Source organism: Candidatus Pantoea bituminis (assembly GCF_018842675.1).
Taxonomy (GTDB): Bacteria; Pseudomonadota; Gammaproteobacteria; order Enterobacterales; family Enterobacteriaceae; genus Pantoea; species Pantoea phytostimulans.
The window spans coordinates 2,839,486-2,865,021 of the sequence record NZ_JAGTWO010000004.1 but is presented as its reverse complement, the minus strand read 5'-3'; the positions used below and the strand labels follow the sequence as shown (position 1 = coordinate 2,865,021).

Below are 25,536 nucleotides of genomic sequence, written 5' to 3'. Positions count from 1 at the left end.
CGCCTTTTGTGCATCTAAGAATCGGTTAATGCTGAAACTTCCCACGGCTTGAGGAAAAAATAAGCACATCATCTTATGTGCTTAGGCTAAATATCGAAGCTATTCTCTAGCTTTGCCTTAAATTGCATGATTAACGTCTGGTTTCCCGATCCCGTATTGCCTTTCTCCGCTATAAACGTTTTACTTAGCGCCGTTGTCGATCCATCCCTCCGTGAACAGAATAAAAGCCGCTTAAATCACCTGCGCTTTACCTCACGACGAGCATAATGCGCTGACATTGGCTAGCAAGTCGTTGTTTTGACGCAGCGAGGGGACAACGCAAACTCAACTTCCACCGCAACATCAGTGACAGGCCGTATGACACATCGTTTAACTCCGAAAGACATTCTCGCGCTGGGCTTCATGACGTTTGCCCTGTTTGTTGGCGCGGGCAATATTATATTTCCGCCGATGGTTGGTATTCAGTCTGGTGAACATGTCTGGATTGCCGCGCTTGGTTTCCTTATTACCGCTGTAGGTTTGCCGGTGATCACCGTTGTTGCGCTCGCGCGCGTCGGCGGCGGCATTGATGCGCTCAGCTCGCCGATCGGCAAAGTGGCGGGTCTGGTGCTGGCGACCGTGTGCTATCTGGCCGTTGGCCCGCTGTTTGCCACTCCGCGCACCGCAACCGTCTCCTTTGAAATCGGCATTGCGCCGCTGACAGGTGACGGCCCGCTGCCGCTGTTTATCTATAGCCTGATCTATTTTGCCTTAGTGATCGGCGTTTCGCTCTATCCGGGTAAATTGCTGGATACCGTTGGCCATTTCCTCGCACCGCTGAAAATTATAGCGCTGACCTTGCTGGGCCTGGCTGCGCTGCTGTGGCCAGCAGGCGATATCATTCCCGCAACGGTAGATTATCAACGTGCGGCTTTCTCAAGCGGCTTCGTTAATGGTTACTTGACGATGGATACGCTGGGTGCGCTGGTGTTCGGTATTGTTATCGTCAATGCGGCGCGTTCACGTGGCGTAGAAAGCGCTGCCTTACTGACGCGTTACACCATCCTGGCTGGCCTGATTGCCGGTGTTGGCCTGACGCTGGTTTACCTCAGCCTGTTCAAACTGGGTTCAGGAAGCGGTGCGCTGGTTGATCAAAACGCCAACGGTGCGGCTATTCTGCATGCTTATGTCCAGCAGACTTTCGGCGGTATGGGTAGCCTCTTCCTGGCTGTACTGATTTTCGTTGCCTGTATGGTGACAGCCGTTGGCCTGACTTGTGCGTGTGCAGAATTTTTTGCACAACACTTGCCGCTGTCGTATAAAACGCTGGTGTTTGTGCTGGGCCTGTTCTCAATGGTGGTGTCGAATCTTGGTCTTAGCCATTTGATTCAGATTTCGATTCCGGTGCTGACAGCTATTTATCCGCCATGCATCGTGCTGGTCGTGCTGAGCTTCACCCTGAACTGGTGGAACAAAAACAGCCGTATCATCGCGCCGACCATGTTGGTTAGCCTGCTGTTCGGTATTGTTGATGCTATCAAAACCACCGAGTTCAAAGCGCTGCTGCCTGCCTTCAGCCAACACTTGCCGCTGGCAGATCAGGGACTTTCCTGGTTGCCACCGTCGTTAGTGATGCTGCTGATTGCTGCGGTGGTCGATCGGGTGAAAGGGCGCGAACAGGTTAGCGTTCACTCGTAACGGTAAACAGTTTTTCTCTAACCACGGGCTTGCCCGTGGTTTTTTCATTTTCACAGGTACAGGTTGTTATGCAAGAAACCAATAAGCTCAAACGCGGACTGAGCACGCGCCATATCCGTTTTATGGCGCTGGGATCGGCGATTGGAACCGGGCTGTTTTACGGTTCTGCTGATGCTATCAAAATGGCGGGACCGAGCGTTTTGCTCGCTTACATTATCGGTGGCGCAGTGGCTTACATCATCATGCGAGCGCTGGGTGAGATGTCGGTGAACAATCCACAGGCCAGCTCTTTTTCTCGCTATGCCCAAGATTATCTTGGCCCTTTAGCCGGGTATATCACCGGCTGGACCTACTGTTTTGAGATCCTGATCGTCGCTATTGCCGATGTCACCGCTTTCGGTATCTACATGGGCGTCTGGTTTCCCGATGTCCCACACTGGATTTGGGTATTGAGTGTGGTACTGATTATCGGTGCCGTGAATCTGATGAGCGTTAAGGTGTTTGGCGAAGTCGAGTTTTGGTTCTCTTTTTTCAAAGTCGCCACCATTATCGTGATGATTTTGGCCGGTTTTGGCATGATTATCTGGGGGCTTGGCAACGGTGGACAGCCCACCGGCATCCACAATCTGTGGACCAATGGCGGCTTCTTCGCTCACGGTATTGTTGGCATGTTGCTGTCGCTACAAATGGTGATGTTTGCCTATGGCGGCATTGAAATTATTGGGATTACAGCGGGTGAAGCCAAAGATCCGGCCATTTCAATTCCCCGTGCTATTAACTCTGTTCCCATGCGTATTCTGGTCTTCTACGTCGGTACGCTGTTTGTCATCATGTCGATTTACCCCTGGAATCAGGTCGGCACTTCCGGGAGCCCATTTGTATTAACCTTCCAGCATCTTGGTATTGCTGCAGCGGCTTCAATCTTGAATTTCGTGGTGTTGACCGCGTCGCTGTCAGCGATTAATAGTGATGTCTTTGGCGTGGGACGCATGCTGCATGGCATGGCACAGCAGGGCCATGCACCGAAGATCTTTATGAAAGTCTCTGCACGCGGTATTCCATGGGTCACGGTGGTGGTCATGATGTTTGCCATGCTGATTGCGGTGTACCTTAATTACCTGATGCCCGAAAAAGTCTTCCTGGTGATTGCTTCACTGGCAACGTTTGCCACGGTTTGGGTATGGATCATGATCCTGCTGTCGCAGATCGCTTTCCGTCGCAAAATCGGTAAAGAAGCGGCCAGCAAACTGAATTTTGCGCTACCCGGTGGTAGCTGGACAGCCGGTGTGGGCGTGGTGTTTTTAGTGTTTATTATCGGCCTGATTGGTTATTTCCCGGATACACGTATCTCGCTGTATGTCGGTATGGTGTGGATCGTTGTACTGCTGCTCGGTTATAAACTGGTGCGTAAGCAGGCTTGATCGCGAGAGAGCCTCTCTTCATGAGGGGCTCTCTTTCTATCTGTTAAATAGCTTAACAGGTGGGTGTCAGTAATTAGGCTGGCAATGAATAAATCCGGTGAAGTGTAAGTTTAGCGGGCGTTAAATCGCTTTTAAAAAATCGAATAATACCCGGCCAACTCATCCGCGAAAACAGATGGATTATTATTAAAACGGATTCAGCAAAGCGTTAAAAAATTTATTGATGTATTTTTTTATATTTAAATATTATTTATCTTTTAATTTCAATGGGTTGACTAATTTAATCATATTGCTGTGTGAATAAATAAAAGCGGCGAAACTATTCGCCGAAACAAAATCAAAAAATAAAGAGAGTAATTCAAAGGGATGATTGACAGCGCTATCCTAATACAAAAATATAGTGCCGAACAGTCTCTGTAATGAAATGAGAATTGTGCCATTTGCTGATTTTTTAATTAATCATGGTACGTGAACTATTTATTTATTTTACCCTGTTATTTATTAGCATTCAGAACCGAAGTATCGTAATTAATGGGGTATATTTATTTATAATACAGCGCCTTAGAGAATGCCTCTGCGCTGAATTGATAAGGTTAAAGCGTACTGGCCGGCGTTATTCTACAGTTTGTCTGATGCCGTGTCGTTGCGCCGTGTATAACACCTCATTACTGAGGTCGTCTTTGGCTGTGAGAAGCCGCAATAACGGAGTGATTTGCGCCGTGGCCGGGAAAAGCACCCTCAACCAATGCTTATGCGATGGCGCGGGTGCGTTGAAGTGGGCTGGCGGGTGCATATGTCTCATCAGGCGTTGGACAGCCCGTGCTGAGCAGCCCTAATTGACGATAATGTTCGCCTTGCCAGCGTCCTTTATTCACCACCGCGCTATAGTCATGCCCGGATAATTCACCGTCGGCGATACTCCACGTCGTCCGGGCCGTGTCTGCTTCTGTGTCCTGGCGATTACCCCGTATAGGAGAGCGAACGCCATGACGACTCAGCTTTACCTCTTTTTCTAACTGATACTGTTCCTCTGCGTGTAGCGGGGAGTCACCCGCCGCCGCGAGCAAAATACCCCTGCTCGCCAGCGGAAAAAGGGGCAGCCAACTTAGGCGCCTGTACCGGCTTGACGTATTTAGTCGAGCAGGGCGCTATTATCGACCAATGCTTTGATTTGCTGATAAATAGCCGCATTGGCTAACAATACTGGATTACCCTTTTTCAGCCCGTCGTTGCGCAAATAATCATTGGTCACACCGCCTGCTTCACGCATTAAAACGATACCTGGCAAGCTATCCCATGGATTCATGTGCGCTTCGTAATAGCCGATTAGCCGTCCTGCAGCCGCCCAGGCACTGGTTAAAGCGCCAGAGCCGATGCGAATAAACATTCCACCCTGAGCGGTTAACCCCGTAATTAGCGAGGTGACGCTTTCTGAGGGAACGCGGCTGGAATTACTTAAACCGAGTAAACCTTCATTTAAATGCTGGGCGTTATGAGCATGAATCCGGGTTTCATTCATCCATGCACCTTGTCCCTGACGGGCATGAAACAGCTCCTGATGATTGGGATCGCACACCACACCGATCACCGCTTCGCCTTCGCATAACACGGCCAGCGAAACGCACCAGTTATGCAGCCCATTAATGAAACAGGCGGTACCATCAATGGGATCAACCACCCAAACATAGGTGGCACCTTGCGTATTACCGCCACTTTCTTCGCCGATCACCGCGTCGTCCGGGTAACGTTCAGCGATCAGCGTTTTGATCAGGTCTTCCACGTTGCGGTCGGCTTCGCTGACGACGTCCTGGAGATCCCTCTTGTGTTCCACCACTAATTTTTGGCGCTGTTGATACCAGGAATAAGCACGGCTGGCAGCCGCACGGGCAATTTCGCAGGCATAACGGTAGCGCGCGTCTGTTTCAGAAGTCGAAGCGGATGACATCTTTCCCTCTTATGATTTTGAGACATATCGAACGGAAGAAACGCCTGAGCAGGCGGTCTGGCTGTGTGATCGACTTAACAAAAGTTAAGAAAGGCTTCATTAAGCCGCAGATAGCCACCGATGGCAAGAAGGGGAGAAGTGCGTCCGCACGCTTTTTACCGCATACGGACTTTTTCGAGAAGGCAATTAAGCGGTAGCTTTACCGATCATACGCATATCATTGCCGGTTGGCGCCTGATGAACGCGCAGACCGAAGGTCGGCAGCACAGCGAAAACATGGTCAAAAATATCTGACTGAATATTTTCATACTCTTGCCAAATCGTGGTGTTGGTAAAAACATAAATTTCCACCGGCAAACCGTCCTGGCCTGGTGCCAGCTGGCGCACCATTAGCGTCATGCCTTTATGAATTTGCGGATGCGTTTTCAACCAGCTTTCAAGCCAGACTCGGAAGGTGCCAACATTCGTCAGACGACGACCATTCAGTGGCGAGGTGAGATCGCAACCTAGCTGTGCGTTATAGGAAATCAATTCCTGCGTTTTACTCTCCAGATAAGGTGACAACAGAAGCGCGCTTTTCAGCGATTGCACATCATCCTGCTCGAGAAAGCGGATGCTGGTGGTATCAATGTGAATGCTGCGCTTGATGCGGCGTCCGCCTGATTCTGACATACCGCGCCAGTTTTTGAACGAATCAGAAATCAACGCGTAGGTTGGAATGGTAACAATGGTGTTATCCCAGTTACGCACTTTCACCGTGGTCAGGCTAATGTCGATAACGGCACCGTCAGCACCATATTTCGGCATCTCCAGCCAGTCATTCAGCTTCAGCATGTTATTCGCAGAGAGCTGGATGCCCGCCACTAATCCCAGAATCGGATCTTTAAACACCAGCATCAGCACCGCGGTCATGGCACCTAAACCCGTGATTAGCACGCCCGGCGATTTGCCTAACAGCAGCGAAATCACCATGATAATCATCAAAATAGCGGCGATAAGCTTCAGAGTTTGAATAATGCCGCGTACGGGAATCTGCTGCGCTAGCGCGCTGTTGCTGCTTAACTGCTGCAAAATATCCAGCAGCGAGAAGAACATCAGCAGCGCAAAAATCATCATCCAGACTTGTGCCACCACAATAATGGCGGTGTAAACCTGCTCGCTGTTATGCAAGAAGAGTTCAGTTTGCAGTTTGAATAACACGCCTTGCATCAGCCAGACAAAACGGCTGAACAGGCGATTATGAATCATGGCTTTTGGCCACTGGCGGCTGCTTTTTTCAGCATGGTTACGTAGCAACGGCATCAGCGTGCGATGAAGGATGACGTGGGTAATAACAGAGATCAGAATAATTGTCGCCAGCACAATTAACAGTGCGACGGTATCGGTGTAATGCTGGAGGCCAGCTTCTTTGAGCCAGCTGATAATATGTTGCTGCATGATTTTCCCTGGTGAAGCGCAAATAAAGTCGCCGCAGAGATTACGGTGCTCAGCCCAGGAACGTTATACGGATTGGTCTCGAATTCTAAAGTTGCCGCTGGTGTGCCAGCGCCATCAGGCGCGGGTAAAACTGAAAGAAAAGTTTCTCTAGCGCCGGATAGTGATCGACAAAATCCTGATAGGAGTCGCGCAGGGCAGCTAAGCGTGGACGCCGGCTCGCCATGCCATGCAGCACACGTTCAAGCCTTGCGGGCTGCGCATAATGCTCAAACCAGCGTTCACGCCACATTACGGCGTTTAGCGATTTAAACTCATCAGGCGTGGACGCCAGCTGCGGCATAATCTCTTTTTCTGCGATGGCAGAAAATTGCGCCAGCGACAGCGTGGTATGAAACGTGGTCCAGTGACGCGCCAGAAAATGATCCCAAATCACGTCAAGAGTAATTGGCGCAACGCGATAGGTTTCGGGGCGAAACAGCTGACGCGCTTCACGGACTTCTGGCAGCGAATCGGTCATGACGTCTAGACGACGGTGCATAAGAATGCCGTCAGCGACCGGCGTTGGCCAGTGCTGATGCGGGTTTCCGCGAACGAAATCAGCCATCAGATTGCCGAGTAACGAGCTGTCGGCGAGCTGGGCGAGGTGAAGATGAGCAAGAAAGTTCATGGGCGCATTATAGGCTGAACTGCCTTTGCGCAGCCAGTTGTTCAGAATTGGTCGATTTTCCGCTAAACTGTGCCGCCTGTTTTTGCCTGAGAAAGAAGTCTTGCATGCGTGTCGCCGATTTTGCTTTTGAATTGCCCGAATCTCTTATCGCCCATTACCCGCAGGCGCAGCGCAGCGGTTGCCGTTTGCTGTCGCTGGATGGCCAAAGTGGCGCACTAACGCACGGCGTATTTACGGATGTGCTGGATAAGCTCAACCCCGGTGATCTGCTGGTATTCAACAATACCCGCGTGATTCCTGCACGTGTCTTTGGTCGCAAAGCCAGCGGGGGCAAAATCGAAATGCTGGTAGAGCGCATGCTCGACGACAAGCGCGTGCTGGCACATGTACGCGCCTCAAAAGCGCCTAAACCGGGCGCAGAGTTACTGCTGGGCGATGACGAAAGCGTAAAAGCCACTATGGTGGCACGCCATGATGCGCTGTTTGAGATCGTCTTTGAAGATGACCGCGCCGTGCTGGACATTCTTAACAGCGTCGGGCATATGCCGCTGCCGCCTTATATCGATCGTCCCGATGAAGAGGCAGATCGTGAACTTTATCAAACGGTTTACAGCGAACGTCCGGGTGCGGTAGCAGCGCCAACCGCCGGTTTGCATTTTGACGAACCGCTGCTTCAGGCGCTGAAAGAGAAGGGCGTTGAAATGGCTTTCGTTACGTTACATGTCGGCGCGGGAACCTTCCAGCCGGTGCGCGTTGAAACCATTGAAGAGCATCATATGCACGCCGAATACGCCGAAGTACCGCAAGAAGTGGTAGATGCGGTGCTGGCGTGTAAAGCGCGCGGCAATAGAGTTGTGGCGGTAGGCACGACTTCAGTGCGCTCGTTGGAGAGTGCGGCGAAAGCCAGCCAGGAGGCATTGATTGCCCCTTTCTTTGACGACACCCAAATTTTTATCTATCCGGGCTACCACTATCAGGTGATCGACGCGTTGATCACCAATTTCCATCTGCCCGAATCGACCCTGATTATGCTGGTTTCGGCCTTTGCCGGCTATCAGCACACCATGGCAGCGTATCAAGCTGCTGTGGCTGAGCAATATCGTTTCTTCAGTTATGGCGATGCGATGTTTATCAGCAAAAACCCGCAGGCACCGCAAGAGATCGTCGGCGCCTGATTATATTAGCGATAACCTAAATAATTCGAATTGCCTGAAAGCGGCAAACGCGTTCATCCCAATGAGCTTACTCTGGTCAGTGATTCGGGTGGACAAGAGCAGCTAACGCGCAGGCAGTTTGAAGTATGACGGTTATAAGCATCGGACTGTTTCTCCGATGGAGGCTTTGTGAAATTTGAACTTGATACCACAGACGGGCGCGCGCGCCGTGGCCGTCTGATTTTTGATCGCGGTGTGGTAGAAACCCCGGCGTTTATGCCAGTCGGGACTTACGGCACAGTAAAAGGAATGACGCCGGAAGAAGTGCAAGAAACCGGCGCTCAGATCATTCTGGGCAATACCTTCCATCTCTGGCTGCGTCCGGGTCAGGAGATCATGAAACTGCATGGCGATCTGCACGATTTTATGCAGTGGAAAGGCCCAATCCTGACCGATTCCGGCGGGTTCCAGGTCTTTAGCCTTGGCGACATCCGTAAAATCACGGAAGCGGGTGTTCATTTCCGCAACCCGATCAATGGCGATGCAATTTTCCTCGATCCTGAAAAATCGATGGAGATTCAACATGACCTTGGTTCTGATGTCGTGATGATCTTTGATGAATGTACGCCATATCCTGCTGATTGGGACTACGCCAAGCGTTCAATGGAAATGTCTTTGCGCTGGGCAAAACGCAGCCGCGACCGCTTCGACAGCCTGGGTAATAAAAATGCGCTGTTTGGCATTATTCAGGGATCTGTTTACGAAGATTTACGAGATGTCTCGGTGAAAGGTCTGGTAGAGATTGGCTTTGATGGGTACGCTGTGGGCGGCCTGGCGGTGGGTGAGCCTAAAGAGGACATGCACCGTATTCTTGAGCACGTTTGTCCGCAAATTCCGCACGATAAGCCGCGTTATTTGATGGGCGTCGGCAAGCCTGAAGATTTGGTGGAAGGCGTTCGTCGCGGTGTCGATATGTTCGATTGCGTCATGCCAACGCGTAATGCGCGTAATGGTCATCTGTTTGTGACCGACGGCGTGGTAAAAATTCGTAATGCCAAGCACAAAGATGATGTTTCGCCACTGGATGCAGAGTGTGATTGTTACACTTGTCGCAATTACAGCCGTGCGTACTTGCATCATCTCGATCGTTGTAACGAAATACTGGGCGCGCGACTGAATACTATTCACAATCTGCGCTATTACCAGCGCCTGATGGCGGGTTTACGCCAAGCCATCGAAGAGGGTAAATTAGAGCGCTTTGTTAACGAGTTCTACCAACGGACGGGCAAAGAAGTTCCGCCTTTAACGTCTGACAATTCATCAATGAGGGAAATTTAATGAGCTTTTTCATTTCTGACGCCGTGGCTGCAGCAGGCGCACCGTCTCAGGGAAGTCCGTATTCTCTGGTGATCATGCTGGTGGTATTTGGCCTGATTTTCTATTTCATGATCCTGCGTCCTCAGCAGAAACGTGCAAAAGAGCACAAGAAGCTGATGGATTCTATCTCTAAGGGTGATGAAGTACTGACCAGCGGTGGTTTAGTGGGCCGCGTGACGAAAGTATCAGAAACCGGTTACGTTTCTATCGCGTTGAATGAAACGAATGAAGTGGTTGTTAAACGTGATTTCGTGGCTGCCGTCCTGCCGAAAGGTACTATGAAGGCGCTGTAATTTTTATTTCCCTAAGGGAACTGCCGTGTTAAATCGTTATCCTTTGTGGAAGTACATCATGCTGGTCGTCGTCATTGCTGTCGGCCTGCTATACGCACTTCCCAACCTGTATGGTGAGGATCCGGCCGTTCAAATCACTGGTGCGCGCGGAAGCGCCGCCAGTGAGCAAACGTTGGATCAGATTCAGTCCGCATTAAAACAAGATAATATTCAGAGCAAATCCGTTGCGCTGGAAAATGGCGCTATCACGGCACGCTTTGCTAACACTGACGTGCAGTTACGCGCCCGTGAAACCATCCTGAAAGCGCTTGGCGAGAACTATGTTGTTGCGTTAAACCTTGCCCCTGCTACGCCACGTTGGCTCTCTCTGCTTTCAGCAGAGCCCATGAAACTTGGCCTTGATCTGCGCGGTGGCGTGCACTTCCTGATGGAAGTGGATATGGATACCGCATTAGGCAAACTGCAAGAGCAGAACGCCGACACGCTGCGTAGCGACCTGCGCACAAAAAACATTCCTTATACCACTGTCAATAAAATCGCTAATTACGGTGTGGAAATTCGTTTCCGCGACGCGGCAAGCCGCGATGCTGCCGTCTCTTGGTTAAGCTCACGTCATCAGGATCTGGTGATCAACAGCAGCGGGGCGGATTCATTGCGCGCCACCATGAGCGATGCACGTCTCAGCGAAGCCCGTGAATATGCTGTTCAGCAGAACATTACTATCCTGCGTAATCGTGTGAACCAACTGGGTGTTGCCGAGCCGCTGGTACAGCGTCAAGGTTCTGATCGCATCGTGGTTGAGCTGCCAGGTATTCAGGACACTGCGCGTGCCAAAGAAATTTTGGGTGCAACCGCAACGCTGGAATTCCGCGTAGTGAACACTAGCGTGGATCCAAGTGCGGCGGCTAGCGGACGTGTACCGGGTGATTCAGAAGTTAAAGACATGCGTGATGGCCAGCCAGTCGTGCTGTACAAGCGCGTGATTCTTACGGGTGACCACATCACTGATTCGACGTCGAGCATGGATGAATACAACCAGCCTCAGGTGAATATTTCACTGGATGGCGCGGGCGGTAACATCATGTCCAACTTCACCAAGGACAACATCGGTAAACCGATGGCGACCTTGTTCGTGGAGTACAAAGACAGCGGCAGAAAAGATGCAAACGGGCGTTCCATTCTGGTGAAGCAGGAAGAGGTGATTAACGTCGCTAATATCCAGTCTCGCTTGGGTAATAGCTTCCGTATCACGGGTATCAACAACCCGAACGAAGCACGTCAGCTCTCGCTGCTGCTGCGCGCCGGTGCGTTGATCGCGCCGATTCAGATTGTTGAAGAGCGCACTATCGGTCCAACCATGGGTCAGCAAAATATTACCCAGGGTCTGGAAGCCTGCTTGTGGGGCCTGCTTGCCTCCATTCTGTTTATGGTGGTGTTCTACAAGAAATTCGGCTTGATTGCGACCAGCGCACTGTTGGTTAACCTGGTGTTGATTGTCGGCATTATGTCGCTGTTGCCGGGTGCAACGTTAACTATGCCAGGCATTGCCGGTATCGTGTTGACGCTGGCGGTGGCCGTTGATGCCAACGTTCTGATAAACGAACGTATTAAAGAAGAGCTGCGTAATGGGCGTTCCGTTCAGCAGGCAATTCATGAAGGTTATAAAGGCGCCTTCTCAAGTATTGTCGATGCCAACGTAACGACGCTGATCAAAGTTATCATTCTTTACGCGGTCGGTACCGGTTCGATCAAAGGTTTTGCAATTACCACAGCAATTGGTATTGCCACCTCCATGTTCACCGCGATTGTTGGAACCCGTGCCATTGTTAACCTGGTTTACGGTGGCAAACGCATCAACAAGCTGTCTATTTGAGGAGTGCGTTGTGGCACAGGATTATTCTATTGAGCAGTTGAACCACGGCCGTAAAGTCGTTGACTTTATGCGCTGGGATACGCTGGCCTTCATCATTTCGGGGCTACTGATTGTTGCCGCGATTGCCATTGTCGGCGTGCGTGGTTTCAACTGGGGTCTCGATTTTACCGGCGGTACGGTTATTGAGATCAGCCTTGAGAAACCCGCCGATCTCGAGGTGCTGCGTGGCGATTTGGTGAAAGCGGGCTTTGATGAGCCGCTGGTGCAGAACTTCGGTAGCAGCCGTGACGTGATGGTGCGCATGGCGCCCGTTTCAGGCCCGGCGGGCACTGAGTTAGGTAACAAAGTGGTCTCGGTAATTAACCAAACCACGCAGCAAAGTGCCACCGTGAAGCGTATCGAATTCGTTGGCCCAAGTGTGGGCAGCGATTTAGCGCAAGCGGGTGCGATGGCGCTGCTTTCGGCCCTGATCGCGATTCTGATCTATATCGGTATTCGCTTTGAGTGGCGTTTGGCGCTGGGCACCGTGCTAGCGCTGGCGCATGACGTGATCATTACCTGCGGCCTGCTGGCGCTGTTCCACATCGAAATCGACCTGACTATTGTCGCGTCGCTGATGTCGGTGATTGGTTACTCACTCAACGATAAAATCGTGGTTTCTGACCGTATCCGTGAGAACTTCCGCAAGATTCGTCGCGGCTCTTCTTACGACATCACTAACGTGTCGCTGACCCAAACGCTGAGCCGTACCTTGATCACCTCGCTGACGACGCTGGCGATGATCCTGATCCTGTTCATCTTTGGTGGTGCGTTGCTGAAAGGCTTCTCGCTGACCATGTTGATCGGTGTGACGATTGGTACCGTTTCGTCGATTTATGTCTCTTCAGCGCTGGCGCTGAAGCTGGGCATGAAACGCGAACATATGCTGGTACAGAAAGTAGAGAAAGAGGGCGCCGATCAGCCTTCAATTCTGCCGTAATTCTGGCAAATAAAATGAAATGGGCTGCCAACTGGCAGCCCATTTTTTGGCGCTTACTGCGCAGCAGGGACGGTTGGGGCGGCGCTTTCTCCCACCACATCGTGCACGCGGATATAACCCAGTTGATCAGGCGTTATCCCACTCAAACGCAATGGCACGCTAACCGACGTTTGCGGCAACAGCGCGGCTGGCACGTCAATGGTTTGATTAAGGCTGTCAGCGTTGAGCGGTTTTCCGCTAGCCGGATCCAACTCACCCCAGACAACCGTGGCGCGCAGAGCGGGATCGGCTGATCGCCGGTGGCACGGATGTTCAGATTCGCGCGTGAACCATTCGCTTCACCTTCAACCCGAGACAGCGACAAGCGGAGCGTACCGAGCTGCGTCTGGAGTTCTACCGGCGTATTCGCTTGCGGAACTAACCATGCGCCTTGCTGTGAGTGGCTATTGAGTTGCCCCTGAATTTCCAGCGCGCTGGCCTGTGAGGTCAAATGCTGCATCTGCTGATTGAGCTGGCTCACTTCCTGATGCAGCTTATTCACTTTAGGCGTAGAAGGCGTGCTGCTACAGCCGCTGAGAAATACCAGTGACATCGCCATCGGCGCCCAAACCGTCCTGATCATAATTTATCCTTGTCAGTTATTTCGGAATTCGTAAAACCTGGCCTGGATAGATCTTATCAGGATGCGACAGCATTGGCTTGTTCGCTTCGAAAATCTTGTTGTATTCATTAGGATTTCCGTAAACCTGTTTGGAAATCGCGCTCAAGGTGTCACCTTTCTTCACGGTATAAAGCTCCGCTTCAGGTGCGCTATCGCTTACGGTAACCTTATCTTCAACTTTGGTGATACCCGCTACGTTTCCGGCTGCTACCAGGATTTTTTCTTTCAGCTCCTGAGTAATGCCATCACCGGTTACGGTAACGGTATCGCCATTGACCTGCACATTGACTTTATCGCTGTCCGGTAATCCTAATTTGTTGATATGGTCCTGAAGTTTTTTGTTTTGGTCGTCATCGTGACCGCCGCTCACCGCATCCCACAACTTTTCACCAGCCTCTTTCACAAAATTAAACAAACCCATAAAACCTCCGATTGTTAGTAGTCTTGTGCTGCAAGGCAGCTTTATAAGCGTAGTGGTTTTTCAATAACTAAGGTGCACGCGTTGTCTGGCTGTGAGCCAGGCGATGGAAAGGCACGGGAATAGATTTTGTTGAAATGCAGTTCGCGCTACACTGTATGGCCCATTTATCTCGCGTCAGGTAACGTCATGCATTGCCCATTCTGCTCCGCTGTGGACACCAAAGTGATTGATTCTCGTCTGGTTAGTGAAGGATCGTCGGTGCGTCGCCGTCGTCAGTGTTTGGTGTGCCATGAGCGTTTCACCACATTTGAAGTGGCCGAATTGGTCATGCCGCGTGTAGTGAAAAGCAACGACGTGCGTGAACCCTTTAATGAAGACAAGCTCAGCAGCGGCATGATGAAGGCGCTGGAAAAACGGCCCGTTAGCGCTGACGCCGTCGAGAGTGCAGTCAACCATATCAAAACCCAACTGCGTGCCACTGGCGAACGGGAAATCCCCAGCAAAATGATTGGCGCATTAGTGATGGATGAGCTGAGAAAGCTCGATAAAGTGGCCTACATTCGTTTTGCTTCGGTGTATCGCAGTTTTGAGGATATTCGTGATTTTGGCGAAGAGATCGCCCGCTTACAGGATTAAACCATGACCGATGAACGCTATATGGCGCGTGCGCTGGAACTGGCGCGGCGCGGTCGTTTTACTACGACACCGAATCCCAATGTAGGGTGCGTTATTGTCCGTGATGGTGAAGTCGTGGGTGAAGGCTGGCATCAACGAGCCGGTGAACCCCATGCTGAAGTCCATGCGTTGCGCATGGCCGGTGATCGCGCTCGCGGCGCGACAGCTTACGTCACGCTAGAACCTTGCAGCCATCATGGCCGTACGCCACCTTGTTGCGATGCGCTGATTGCCGCAGGCGTCAGCCGCGTGGTGGCAGCGATGCAAGATCCGAATCCGCAGGTGGCAGGGCGCGGTTTACATCGCTTGAGCCAGGCGGGAATTGACGTCAGCCACGGTCTGATGATGAGCGAAGCCGAAGCGCTCAATCGCGGTTTCCTGAAACGCATGCGCACCGGTTTTCCGTGGGTGCAACTCAAATTAGGCGCTTCGCTGGATGGCCGCACCGCAATGGCGAGCGGTGAAAGCCAATGGATTACGTCTACCGCAGCAAGGCGCGATGTGCAAAGACTGCGAGCGCAAAGCTCCGCTATTCTCAGCAGCAGCGCCACCGTGTTAGCGGATGATCCGTCACTGACGGTGCGTTGGTCAGAACTGAATGCAGATACCCAGTCATTACTGGATGAAAGTACACTACGTCAGCCGATACGCGTGATCGTGGATAGTCAAAATCGCGTTACACCGCACCACAAGTTGATTACGCAGCCGGGCGAAACGTGGCTGATGCGCCAAACGGCCGATCAGCAAACCTGGCCCGAAGGCGTCACGCAAATTGGCGTGCCGCTGCGTGAACAGCGGTTGGATCTGGTCGCCATGATGATGCTACTTGGCAAGCGACAGATTAATAGCGTTTGGGTTGAAGCCGGCGCGTCCCTGGCCGGTGCGCTGCTGCAAATTGGCTTGGTTGATGAGTTGATTGTGTATGTCGCGCCTAAGCTTTTAGGTGATGAGGGACGCGGCTTGTGTCAGCTGCCCGGTTTACAGCAACTTGCTGATGCACCAAGCTTTTCATTCAGCGATGTGCGTCAGGTCGGCACGGATTTGCGTCTGACCTTGACACCGCAATAATGCAGGCGGAAAAGCGAGAGCAAGCCGCCGAAGAGTATGATAGAATCCGCCCCCTGCGCGGGGCCAAACAAACCCCTGAAAGGATAAGTATGAAAGTTATCGAAGCTGCTGTTGCTACGCCTGAGGCCAATGTTGCCATCGTTATCGCGCGTTTTAACAACTTCATTAATGACAGCCTGCTGGATGGCGCGATCGACGCTCTGAAGCGTATCGGTCAGGTCAAAGATGAGAACATCACCGTTGTTTGGGTTCCCGGCGCTTATGAACTGCCACTGGCAGCACGTGCGTTGACGAAAACAGGCAAATATGATGCCGTGATCGCCTTGGGCACTGTCATTCGTGGTGGCACTGCACATTTCGAATATGTTGCAGGTGAAGCCAGCTCCGGTATCGCCAGCGTTGCAATGAACAGCGAGATTCCTGTCGCGTTCGGCGTGCTGACCACCGAAAATATCGAGCAGGCCATTGAGCGTGCTGGTACCAAAGCCGGTAATAAGGGTGCAGAAGCAGCCTTGACCGCGCTCGAAATGATTAACGTATTGAAAGCCATCAAAGCCTGATTTTTGTAAGGGGAATTTTGTGAAACCTGCTGCTCGTCGTCGCGCCCGTGAGTGCGCTGTCCAGGCGCTTTACTCCTGGCAGTTGTCTAACAACGACATTGCCGATGTGGAATACCAGTTTCTGGCGGAACAAGACGTCAAAGACGTCGATATTTCTTATTTCCGCGAACTGCTGTCCGGTGTGGCGACCAACAGCGCGTATCTGGATGGTCTGATGAAACCTTACCTGTCGCGTCAGCTGGAAGAGCTGGGCCAGGTAGAAAGAGCTGTGCTGCGTATCTCGCTGTATGAATTGAGCAAGCGTGCTGATGTGCCTTATAAAGTAGCCATCAATGAAGGTATTGAGCTGGCGAAAGTGTTTGGCGCAGAAGACAGCCACAAGTTTGTCAACGGCGTGCTGGATAAAGCGGGTCCACAGATTCGACCCAATCGTAAGTAAATAAAAAGGCCGGCTTGCCGGCCTTTTTTCATTATTGGTTAAGCGGAACGCAACTATGTCTTGTGGTGAATTTGAACTCATCGCACGCTACTTCAATCGCAGAACGCGCAGCCGCCGTGATGTCGAAACCGGCATTGGTGATGATTGTGCGCTTCTGAGCGTGCCAGAAAAACAGACGCTGGCGATCAGCACCGATACGTTGGTGGCTGGCATACACTTCCTTCGTGATATCCATCCCGCCGATTTAGGCTACAAAGCGCTGGCCGTTAACCTCAGCGATCTCGCCGCAATGGGTGCGGATCCCGCCTGGCTGACGCTGGCAATGACCTTGCCTGAAGTCGACGAAACCTGGCTGGCGGCATTCAGTGAAAGCCTGTTTGAGCTGTTGGAATATTACGATATGCAGCTTGTGGGCGGCGACACCACGCGCGGACCACTTAGCCTGACGCTGGGTATTCATGGTCTGGTGCCGCAAGGCCGCGCCTTGAAACGTTCCGGCGCTAAACCTGGCGACTGGATTTTCGTTACCGGCACCTTGGGCGACAGTGCGGCGGGACTGGCGTTGTTACAGCATCGTAAACGTATCAACGATCCGGCGGTTCATGAAGCGCTCATTAAGCGTCACTTGCGCCCAATGCCGCGCATCCTGCAAGGACAGGCGCTGCGTTCTTTGGCATCATCGGCTATCGATCTCTCTGATGGTTTGATCTCCGATCTCGGCCACGTTTTAAAAGCCAGCGGCTGCGGTGCACGCATCAATCTGGACGCATTGCCTTTGTCGCCTGCGCTGCGCGATCATTTTGAGCCGGAAGAAGTTTTACGCTGGGCATTAAGCGGTGGTGAAGATTATGAACTTTGCTTTACCGTGCCGGAAGTGCATCGCGGGGCGCTGGATGTGGCGCTCGGCCATCTTGGCGTACCTTTTACCTGCATCGGTCAGATTGCGCCAGAATCAGAAGGTTTAACGCTGCTGGATAACGGCAAGCCAGCGAAATTCAGTCATAAAGGATTTGACCATTTTGACGCTCGATAAAGACGTAGCAAAAAGCCGTTTGCGGATGAGCAATCCGTGGCACCTGTTAGCCACGGGTTTTGGCAGTGGATTAAGCCCTTATATGCCAGGAACGGTGGGATCGGTCGCTGCGATTCCTTTCTGGTTTCTGATGACCTATCTGCCACAGGATATCTATTCACTGGTGGTGTTATTAGGAATCAGTGTCGGTGTTTATCTCTGTCACCGCACAGCCAAAGATATGGGCGTTCACGACCATGGCAGCATTGTCTGGGATGAGTTTATCGGCATGTGGATTACGTTGATGGCCATTCCGGTAAACAGCTGGGAATGGGTTTTAGCGGGTTTTATCGTGTTCCGCATTTTCGATATTTGGAAACCCTGGCCGATTCGCTGGTTTGATCGCAATGTACACGGCGGCATGGGCATTATGGTCGATGACATTATCGCTGGGGTCATTTCAGCCGCGATATTGTTTGGCGTCGGCCATTACTGGCTGGCTGTTTAATGACGCATTCCCTCTCCGAAAGGAGAGGGAATTCTCCGATGTGCTGGACACCGCTTAATCATTGAGATTGAGGCCGCTGTTACTCAAATCCCACCGCCGGATGCGGCTGATAAACACTTTCAAGCTCAGCAATGTCGGTTGAATCGAGCTCAACATCCACTGCTTTGACCAAATCTTCCAACTGCTGCGCACGTGATGCACCAATAATCGGTGCCGTTACGGCGGGTTTATGCAACAGCCACGCCAGCGCAACTTGCGCACGACTCACGCCTTTATCCGCTGCAATGGTTTCAACCCGCTTCGCGATTTCAGCATCGTTCTCTTCCGTTGCGCTGTACAGCGTTTTACTCACTTCATCAGAAACCGATCGCGCTGTGGTTTCACCCCACGGACGCGTCAGCTTGCCGCGAGCCAGCGGACTCCACGGCAACACCGCAATGTTTTTATCCAGACATAATGGATGCATTTCATTTTCTTCTTCACGCTGAATCAAATTATATTGATCCTGCATGCTAACGAAACGCGCCCAGCTATGGCGTTCCTGCGTCTCAAGCGCTAGTGCAAACTGATTGGCATGCATTGAAGATGCGCCGATGTAACGCGCTTTACCGGCTTTCACCACATCATTTAACGCCTCAAGCGTCTCTTCCAGCGGCGTTTCATAATCCCAGCGGTGAATTTGCAGTAGGTCCACATAGTCCATGCCGAGACGATTCAAGCTGTCATCAATGGATTGCAGAATATTTTTGCGCGACAAGCCTTGGGATAAATTACTCATTGGAAAATAGACTTTCGTCGCGACCACAATCTCTTCGCGGCGGGCAAACGCTTTTAAAGCGCGGCCGACGATCTCTTCACTGCTGCCGTCAGAATAGCTGTTGGCAGTATCGAAAAAATTAATTCCTGCCTCTAACGCTTGCTGAATTAACGGGCGGCTACTCTCTTCTGGCAACGTCCAGGCGTGTTTGCCGCGATCCGGCTCACCAAAGGTCATGCAACCCAGACAAAGACGCGAAACCTGCAGATCGGTGGTACCCAGTTGGATGGTTTTCATGATGGCTCCTGCGCAAAGTCGCTGATGATTCGAGGGAATCATAAAGCATAGCAGGCGTTTCGCCCCCGGTTGGGGAGCGAAAGGTGAGGGGATTACTGTGCGAGCCAAGCCTCAATTTGCTGCTGGATACCTTCTGCATCCAGTTGGTAATCGTGACGGACTTCGTCCTGCGTACCCTGCGGGATAAATTCATCAGGCAGGCCAAGATTCAACACCGGTACACGCAGACGTTTAGCCATGACGTACTCATTGACGCCGCTGCCCGCGCCGCCTTTGATTGCGCCTTCTTCCAGCGTAATCAATGCCTCGTATTTACCTGCCAGCTCTGTAATTAAGGCTTCATCCAGCGGCTTCACGAAGCGCATATCCACCAACGTTGCGTTGAGCGCCTCAGCGGTAGCAGCAGCTTCAGGCAGCAAGGTACCAAAGTTTAGGATGGCGAGTTGTTCGCCTTCACGCTTGATAACACCTTTGCCGAGCGGCAAACTTTTCAGCGGTGTTAATTCGGTGCCTACACCCGTCCCGCGTGGGTAGCGCACCGCGCTCGGGCCATCCTGATAGTGATAACCGGTATAGAGCATCTGGCGGCACTCATTCTCATCGCTTGGCGTCATGATCACCATATCAGGGACGCAGCGCAGATAGGCGAGGTCAAAGGCGCCCTGATGCGTTTGTCCGTCGGCACCGACAATGCCGCCGCGATCGATAGCAAACAGCACCGGTAATTTCTGGATAGCCACATCGTGAATCACCTGATCATAGGCGCGCTGCAAAAAGTGGAGTAAATGGCGACGATCGGCTTATAGCCGCCGATGGCCATACCTGCTGCGAACGTCACGGCATGCTGCTCAGCAATTGCTACGTCAAAGTATTGATTTGGGTATTCACGTGAGAAGCCCACCATGCCCGAACCTTCACGCATAGCGGGCGTGATCGCCATCAGTTTTGGATCGTCAGCTGCCATTTCACACAGCCAGTTACCAAAGATTTTTGAGTAGCTCGGTAAGCCCTCAGCACTCTTCGGCAGTGCGCCGTTTGCCAGATCAAATTTAGGTACCGCATGCCAGGTAATCGGATCTTCTTCGGCAGGCGCATAGCCTTTGCCTTTCTTGGTCATGATGTGCAGAAACTGCGGCCCTTTCAGGCTGCGCATGTTGGATAGCGTATTCACCAGGGTTAGCACATCGTGGCCATCAACCGGGCCAATATAGTTGAAGCCCAACTCTTCAAACAGCGTGCCCGGTACCACCATGCCTTTCAGATGCTCTTCGGTACGTCTTACCAACTCTTTGATGGGCGGCAGGCCGGTTAAAACGCGCTTTCCACCTTCGCGCAGGCGCGCATAGGTTTTACCCGAAAGAATTTGCGCCAGGCGATTATTTAATGCACCAACGTTTTCAGAGATCGACATTTCGTTGTCGTTAAGGATCACCAGCATGTCCGGCTTGATATCACCTGCATGGTTCATGGCTTCGAAAGCCATGCCTGCGGTGATCGCGCCATCACCGATAATGCAGGCGGTGCGGCGACCTTTGCCTTCTCGCTCGGCTGCAGCAGCCATGCCAAGACCGGCGCTGATTGAGGTAGACGAGTGGCCTACGCTCAGCACGTCATATTCGCTCTCGCCGCGCCATGGAAAAGGGTGCACGCCATTTTTCTGACGAATAGTGCCAATACGATCGCGGCGACCGGTCAGAATTTTGTGTGGGTAGGCTTGATGTCCTACATCCCACACCAGATGATCAAACGGCGTGTTATAGACGTAATGCAGCGCCACCGTCAGCTCGACGACGCCCAAACCTGAAGCGAAGTGGCCACTGGAGCGGCTGACGCTGTCTAACAGATACTGACGCAGTTCATCACACAGCGCAGGCAATTTCTCTTTCGGCAGAGCGCGCAGCTCTTGAACCGTGTCCGCTAGCGCCAGTGTCGGGTATTTAGCAATATCAAAACTCATCAGAGACTCATTATGGAAGTTATTTGTCGCGTTCAATTATGAAGCTCGCCAACGCTTGCAAAGCTGTGGTGTCATAGGATTGGGCGGCGAGAATTTCCAGCGCACTAAGCGCTTCCTGATACAAATCCCAGGCTTTTATGCGGGCATTATCCAGCCCCATCAATGAAGGATAGGTGCTTTTACCTAAATCTTGATCGGCGCCCTGACGTTTACCAATCACGGCGGTATCCCCAATCACATCGAGAATATCGTCTTGTACCTGAAATGCGAGGCCAATCGCATCCGCGTAGCGATCGAGTACCGGCAGCGCCAGACGACCTTTTTCCCCGGCAGCCAGCGCGCCCAGACGAACAGCGGCACGGATCAGCGCGCCCGTTTTATGGCGATGAATCTGCTCTAGCTGGGGTAAATCAACGGATTTTCCTTCCGCCGCCAGGTCCAGCGCCTGACCACCACACATTCCGGCTACACCGCTGGCTTTAGCCAGTTCAGATATCATGGCGAGGCGATATTCTGCGCTCACGCCAGGCATCGGCTGGTCCGCCAGGATAGAGAACGCCAGTGTTTGTAATGCATCACCTGCAAGGATGGCGGTGTCTTCACCATATTTTATGTGGCAGGTGGGTTGTCCACGGCGTAACGCATCGTCGTCCATCGCAGGAAGATCGTCATGAATCAGGGAGTACGCGTGAATACATTCAACTGCCGCAGCGGGAATATCCAGGCTTACTGGATCGGCATTAAGCATTTCGCCGGTGGCGTAGACCAAAAAAGGGCGCAGACGTTTACCGCCTAATAATGCCCCATATTGCATGGCATTCACCAGAGGAGAACTCTGAAAAGGGAGTGGATCTAATAAGCGCGTCAGCGCAGCATTCACCTGCTGGTGATAAGCGCTGAGCAAGTTGGCAAAATCCATTAGTCGTTTTCCGGCGTGAAAGAGGTGAGATCGGCGTCTTTATCATCGCTCAGTAAGATGCGCACACGCTGTTCTGCTTGCTGCAGCGTTTGCTGCCCGGTACGTGCCAACTGCACGCCACGCTCAAACTCATTCAGCGCCTCTTCCAACGGCAGCTCACCACTTTCCAGGCGGCTGACAATCTGTTCCAGCTGCTGCAATGACGTTTCGAAGCTGGCTGGCTTTTCGGCTTTTTTCGGCATAATTAGGTGTCGACTCGCGGTTAAGAATCATCTCGCAATCCGACATGGTAGCTGAGACGAAATGATTAGCAAAATAATCAATGTGGCGGCGGTTGCAGAAGCAGTCATCGGACAAAGGTGATATACTCTCGCGCCTCGGATGCGGATGCGCCTCGTAGCCCGCAATTTTTGTGATTTTACCAGCTAAGTGCTGCCTGTTTTAGCACTTATTTGCCCAACGAAGCTGTGTCGCCATCATGAAGTTTATCATCAAGTTATTTCCTGAAATCACCATCAAAAGTCAGTCGGTGCGCTTGCGCTTTATTAAGATTTTAGCCAGTAATATTCGCAACGTTCTGAAAACCGTCAGTGAAGAGATCGCGGTGGTACGTCACTGGGATCACATTGAAGTGCGCTCAAAAGATGAGTCGCTGCGGACATCGATTGCCGATGAGTTAACGCGCATCCCAGGTATTCATCACGTGTTGGCCGTCGAAGACCGTGAATATACCGACATCCACAATATTTTCGAACAGACGCTGGTGCAGTATCGCGATAGCCTGGAAAACAAAACTTTCTGCGTGCGCGTGAAGCGTCGCGGCAAGCACAGTTTCAGTTCGCAAGACGTCGAGCGTTACGTTGGTGGCGGTCTGAACCAGCACATTGAGACTGCAAAAGTGCAGCTCAACAAGCCTGAAGTGACGGTAAATCTTGAAGTTGAAGAGAATCGCCTGACATTGGTCACTGCGCGTTACGAAGGTTTGGGGGTTTCCCGGTCGGCACGCAAGAAGATGTGCTGTCACTGATCTCTGGCGGCTTCGACTCTGGCGTCTCCAGCTACATGCTGATGCGTCGCGGCAGTCGCGTACATTATTGCTTCTTTAACCTTGGCGGCGCAGCGCATGAAATTGGCGTTCGTCAGGTGGCTTATTACTTGTGGAGCCGCTTCGGTCGCTCGCACCGCGTGCGTTTCGTCGCAATCAACTTTGAACCCGTTGTCGGCGAAATTCTGGAAAAAGTGGATGACGGCCAAATGGGCGTGGTGCTGAAGCGCATGATGGTTCGCGCCGCCTCGCAGATTGCTGAACGCTACGGCGTTCAGGCGTTGGTGACCGGAGAAGCGCTGGGACAAGTTTCCAGCCAGACGCTGACTAACCTGCGTTTGATTGACAACGCTTCAGATACTTTGATTTTGCGTCCGCTGATTTCGCACGACAAAGAGCACATCATCAAAATTGCGCGTGAAATCGGTACGGAAGATTTCGCCAGCACCATGCCAGAATATTGCGGCGTGATTTCCAAAAGTCCAACGGTTAAAGCAGTGAAATCGAAAATTGAAGCAGAAGAGCGCAATTTCAATTTCGACATTCTGAACCAGGTGATTGAAGAAGCCACTAACGTTGATATCCGCGAGATTGCGGAGCAAACGGAAGAAGAGGTGGTGGAAGTTGAAACTGTGGCGTCATTAGGCACTAACGATATCGTGTTGGATATCCGCGCCATTGATGAACAGGAAGACAAACCGCTACAGCTTTCGGCAACGGAAGTGAAGTCGATGCCGTTCTACAAGCTCAGCACGCAGTTTGGCAATCTTGATCAGAATAAAACCTGGCTGTTGTATTGCGATCGCGGTGTGATGAGTCGATTGCAGGCGCTTTATCTGCATGAGCAAGGTTTTAAAAACGTAAAGGTTTATCGACCTTAAGCGAACAAGGCGGCAGCGATGCCGCCTTTTTAATCACTCAAATTCCTGATAGTTGTAGATTCCAGCCGCTAATACCAGCTGCGAAGCGACTTCACGCGCTTTCTCTTTTCCTACCAACAAATCAATCAGCTTCAACGCAAAATCCATTGCCGTGCCTGGCCCTTGGCTCGTCAGTAGGTTAACGCGTGGATCCCATACTACGCGGCGCTCCATCCACTTTTCTTCTGGGATGGTGGATTTAAGGCCAGGAAAACCGGTCATATTGCCCACTGGAAAGAGATCATGTGGAACTAAAACTGTGCCAGCAGCTGCACAAATCGCTGCAACAATACGCTCGGAAAGATGAAACTGGCGCACGGTTTCCACTAACAACGGGCTGTCGCGGAAGGTTTCAGCACCTTTGAGACCGCCGGGCAACACAATTGCCGCATAGTCGTTGTCTGCCACTTCCACTAAAGGCGCATCCGCTAACAGACGCACGCCACGCGAACAAACAATCTCAAGCGCGCCATCGCTTTCTACGCTGGCAGTGATGACTTTCAAGCCGCCGCGCACCAGTAAATCGATGGTGGTGACCGCTTCGGTCTCTTCACTGCCATGTGCCAGGCAAACCAGCACCGATGCGTTCGCGGTCATAATGTAACTCCTTGCGTTTAATCAGTTCAAACAAACGGGTATTTTCCGGCAGCGCCAGACCATGCGCGCGAGCACGGCGCAGCAGGAATCCGGTGATGTAATCGATCTCTGTCAGCCGCTGGGCACGCACATCCTGTAACATGGAAGACGTGTTGGCTGCGGTGCTTTCAATCACATCGAAAACAATCTCTTTTAAATTATCACTGGGGATGCTTTGACCTTCGCGCTCCATCACCCAACTGATCTCTTCACTTAAGATTTCGACCTGTGCAGCGTGCGCACGCAGCGCACCGTTTTGGCAATCATATTCCACGGTAAGCGGATTAATGATGCAGTTAACCGCCAGCTTGCGCCAACAGGCTGCGCGGATGTTGTCATGCCAGGCCACATCCGGTAATGCGTGGTGCAGGGTATCGGCAATGTTGCTGTAAAGCGCACTTTTGCGATTACCTGGGCCGATATGCGTTATGCCGTTGGCGACGTGTTTAATCACCGTGCCATCACGCATCGCAGCGTGAGTAGTGATGCCGCGCAACAGCGGTTGCGTCATTCCTTTTAGTTCTTCCAGCGTGCCCATCCCGTTATGTAACAATAGAATAGGGCAATCGTCTGGCAGCACGCTTTCGAGATTTTTACGGCCGGTGAGACCTGCGTTGCCTTGAGCGTGACCAGCAATAACTGGCTCTCAGCCAGAAACAGCGGATCGTTGGCGATAAAGGTTTTGTTGGAAACGTTGCCTTGAGGATCGACGACATTTGCCGAGCAATAAGGCTGCGGCACACGAAGCCAACCTTGAACGTCGTGTCCCTGGCGTGCAAGCGCGGAGAGCCAAATCTGACCTATTGCGCCGCACCCTAACACGGTAATTTTCATACTG

21 protein-coding genes and 5 pseudogenes are annotated in these 25,536 nt (G+C 51.9%); 14 read left to right on the top strand and 12 right to left on the bottom strand.

Annotated features, from left to right (window positions below; all coding sequences use genetic code 11):
- Nucleotides 1-357 precede the first annotated feature (357 nt).
- Nucleotides 358-1,677 carry a branched-chain amino acid transport system II carrier protein gene (gene brnQ, locus KQP84_RS17360; RefSeq protein WP_215847469.1) on the top strand — a complete coding sequence of 440 codons (1,320 nt, stop codon included), beginning with the start codon at nt 358-360 and terminating at the stop codon, nt 1,675-1,677.
- Nucleotides 1,678-1,745: 68 nt separating this feature from the next.
- Nucleotides 1,746-3,098: a proline-specific permease ProY gene (gene proY / locus KQP84_RS17355; protein ID WP_215847468.1), complete on the top strand. Its 1,353-nt coding sequence runs from the start codon at nt 1,746-1,748 to the stop codon at nt 3,096-3,098.
- A gap of 752 nt (nt 3,099-3,850) precedes the next feature.
- Here the strand turns inward: proY and KQP84_RS17350 are convergent.
- The 4 genes and pseudogenes from KQP84_RS17350 to KQP84_RS17335 form a co-directional block, all read right to left on the bottom strand.
- Nucleotides 3,851-4,198: pseudogene (locus tag KQP84_RS17350) on the bottom strand (histidine-type phosphatase); the annotation flags it as partial.
- Between the two features lie 32 nt (nt 4,199-4,230).
- Nucleotides 4,231-5,043 (bottom strand): inositol monophosphatase family protein, encoded by an 813-nt coding sequence (locus tag KQP84_RS17345; RefSeq protein ID WP_215847466.1) that lies wholly within the window; start codon nt 5,041-5,043, stop codon nt 4,231-4,233.
- A 186-nt stretch (nt 5,044-5,229) separates the two neighbouring features.
- Complete coding sequence (locus tag KQP84_RS17340; protein WP_215847465.1) at nt 5,230-6,480, bottom strand: mechanosensitive ion channel family protein; 1,251 nt, start codon at nt 6,478-6,480, stop codon at nt 5,230-5,232.
- A gap of 85 nt (nt 6,481-6,565) precedes the next feature.
- Nucleotides 6,566-7,147 (bottom strand): ACP phosphodiesterase, encoded by a 582-nt coding sequence (locus KQP84_RS17335; RefSeq protein ID WP_215847464.1) that lies wholly within the window; start codon nt 7,145-7,147, stop codon nt 6,566-6,568.
- Between the two features lie 104 nt (nt 7,148-7,251).
- Here KQP84_RS17335 and queA point away from each other — a divergent pair, with 104 nt between their 5' ends.
- From queA to secF, 5 genes are all read left to right on the top strand, one after another.
- Nucleotides 7,252-8,322 (top strand): tRNA preQ1(34) S-adenosylmethionine ribosyltransferase-isomerase QueA, encoded by a 1,071-nt coding sequence (gene queA / locus KQP84_RS17330; RefSeq protein ID WP_215847463.1) that lies wholly within the window; start codon nt 7,252-7,254, stop codon nt 8,320-8,322.
- Between the two features lie 168 nt (nt 8,323-8,490).
- Nucleotides 8,491-9,639 (top strand): tRNA guanosine(34) transglycosylase Tgt, encoded by a 1,149-nt coding sequence (gene tgt, locus KQP84_RS17325; protein ID WP_215847462.1) that lies wholly within the window; start codon nt 8,491-8,493, stop codon nt 9,637-9,639.
- Nucleotides 9,639-9,971 carry a preprotein translocase subunit YajC gene (gene yajC, locus KQP84_RS17320; RefSeq protein ID WP_215847461.1) on the top strand — a complete coding sequence of 111 codons (333 nt, stop codon included), beginning with the start codon at nt 9,639-9,641 and terminating at the stop codon, nt 9,969-9,971. The genes tgt and yajC overlap by 1 nt, the downstream gene beginning before the upstream one ends.
- A gap of 25 nt (nt 9,972-9,996) precedes the next feature.
- The gene (secD, locus tag KQP84_RS17315; protein ID WP_215847460.1) at nt 9,997-11,844 is read left to right on the top strand and encodes a protein translocase subunit SecD; all 1,848 of its coding nucleotides are present in this window, start codon (nt 9,997-9,999) and stop codon (nt 11,842-11,844) included.
- A 10-nt stretch (nt 11,845-11,854) separates the two neighbouring features.
- On the top strand, nt 11,855-12,823 hold the full coding sequence (gene secF / locus KQP84_RS17310) for a protein translocase subunit SecF (protein WP_215847459.1): 969 nt from the start codon (nt 11,855-11,857) through the stop codon (nt 12,821-12,823).
- Nucleotides 12,824-12,876: 53 nt separating this feature from the next.
- Here the strand turns inward: secF and KQP84_RS17305 are convergent.
- Nucleotides 12,877-13,445, bottom strand: a pseudogene (locus tag KQP84_RS17305) (SadB/YajI family lipoprotein).
- A 16-nt stretch (nt 13,446-13,461) separates the two neighbouring features.
- Complete coding sequence (gene lysM, locus KQP84_RS17300; RefSeq protein WP_215847458.1) at nt 13,462-13,905, bottom strand: peptidoglycan-binding protein LysM; 444 nt, start codon at nt 13,903-13,905, stop codon at nt 13,462-13,464.
- A gap of 186 nt (nt 13,906-14,091) precedes the next feature.
- Here lysM and nrdR point away from each other — a divergent pair, with 186 nt between their 5' ends.
- From nrdR to pgpA, 6 genes are all read left to right on the top strand, one after another.
- Nucleotides 14,092-14,541 carry a transcriptional regulator NrdR gene (nrdR, locus tag KQP84_RS17295; RefSeq protein ID WP_215848327.1) on the top strand — a complete coding sequence of 150 codons (450 nt, stop codon included), beginning with the start codon at nt 14,092-14,094 and terminating at the stop codon, nt 14,539-14,541.
- 3 nt (nt 14,542-14,544) lie between these two features.
- Nucleotides 14,545-15,648, top strand: a complete 1,104-nt coding sequence (gene ribD / locus KQP84_RS17290; RefSeq protein ID WP_215847457.1) for a bifunctional diaminohydroxyphosphoribosylaminopyrimidine deaminase/5-amino-6-(5-phosphoribosylamino)uracil reductase RibD — start codon at nt 14,545-14,547, stop codon at nt 15,646-15,648.
- A gap of 89 nt (nt 15,649-15,737) precedes the next feature.
- On the top strand, nt 15,738-16,208 hold the full coding sequence (ribH, locus tag KQP84_RS17285; protein WP_215847456.1) for a 6,7-dimethyl-8-ribityllumazine synthase: 471 nt from the start codon (nt 15,738-15,740) through the stop codon (nt 16,206-16,208).
- 19 nt (nt 16,209-16,227) lie between these two features.
- A complete protein-coding gene (gene nusB, locus KQP84_RS17280) occupies nt 16,228-16,647 on the top strand; it encodes a transcription antitermination factor NusB (protein ID WP_215847455.1) in 420 nt (139 codons plus the stop codon).
- A gap of 55 nt (nt 16,648-16,702) precedes the next feature.
- On the top strand, nt 16,703-17,680 hold the full coding sequence (gene thiL, locus KQP84_RS17275; protein WP_215847454.1) for a thiamine-phosphate kinase: 978 nt from the start codon (nt 16,703-16,705) through the stop codon (nt 17,678-17,680).
- Entirely contained in the window at nt 17,667-18,167 is a 501-nt protein-coding gene (gene pgpA, locus KQP84_RS17270; protein ID WP_215847453.1) for a phosphatidylglycerophosphatase A, read from the top strand. Before thiL ends, pgpA begins: the two co-directional genes overlap by 14 nt.
- Before the next feature lie 79 nt (nt 18,168-18,246).
- On the opposite strand, the gene KQP84_RS17265 is transcribed toward pgpA, so the two are convergent.
- The 4 genes and pseudogenes from KQP84_RS17265 to xseB form a co-directional block, all read right to left on the bottom strand.
- Entirely contained in the window at nt 18,247-19,221 is a 975-nt protein-coding gene (locus KQP84_RS17265; protein WP_215847452.1) for an aldo/keto reductase, read from the bottom strand.
- 92 nt (nt 19,222-19,313) lie between these two features.
- Nucleotides 19,314-21,178: pseudogene (dxs, locus tag KQP84_RS17260) on the bottom strand (1-deoxy-D-xylulose-5-phosphate synthase).
- A gap of 19 nt (nt 21,179-21,197) precedes the next feature.
- A complete protein-coding gene (gene ispA / locus KQP84_RS17255; RefSeq protein ID WP_215847451.1) occupies nt 21,198-22,097 on the bottom strand; it encodes a (2E,6E)-farnesyl diphosphate synthase in 900 nt (299 codons plus the stop codon).
- On the bottom strand, nt 22,097-22,339 hold the full coding sequence (xseB, locus tag KQP84_RS17250; RefSeq protein ID WP_215847450.1) for an exodeoxyribonuclease VII small subunit: 243 nt from the start codon (nt 22,337-22,339) through the stop codon (nt 22,097-22,099). Before xseB ends, ispA begins: the two co-directional genes overlap by 1 nt.
- Before the next feature lie 236 nt (nt 22,340-22,575).
- On the opposite strand from xseB, the pseudogene thiI reads away from it, so the two are divergent.
- Nucleotides 22,576-24,023, top strand: a pseudogene (gene thiI / locus KQP84_RS17245) (tRNA uracil 4-sulfurtransferase ThiI).
- Nucleotides 24,024-24,056: 33 nt separating this feature from the next.
- Here the strand turns inward: thiI and yajL are convergent.
- Together yajL and panE are read right to left on the bottom strand one after the other, a co-directional pair.
- Nucleotides 24,057-24,659, bottom strand: coding sequence for a protein deglycase YajL (yajL, locus tag KQP84_RS17240; protein WP_215847449.1), 603 nt, complete (start codon nt 24,657-24,659; stop codon nt 24,057-24,059).
- Nucleotides 24,613-25,532, bottom strand: a pseudogene (panE, locus tag KQP84_RS17235) (2-dehydropantoate 2-reductase). The gene yajL and the pseudogene panE overlap by 47 nt, the downstream one beginning before the upstream one ends.
- Between the last annotated feature and the right edge of the window lie 4 nt (nt 25,533-25,536).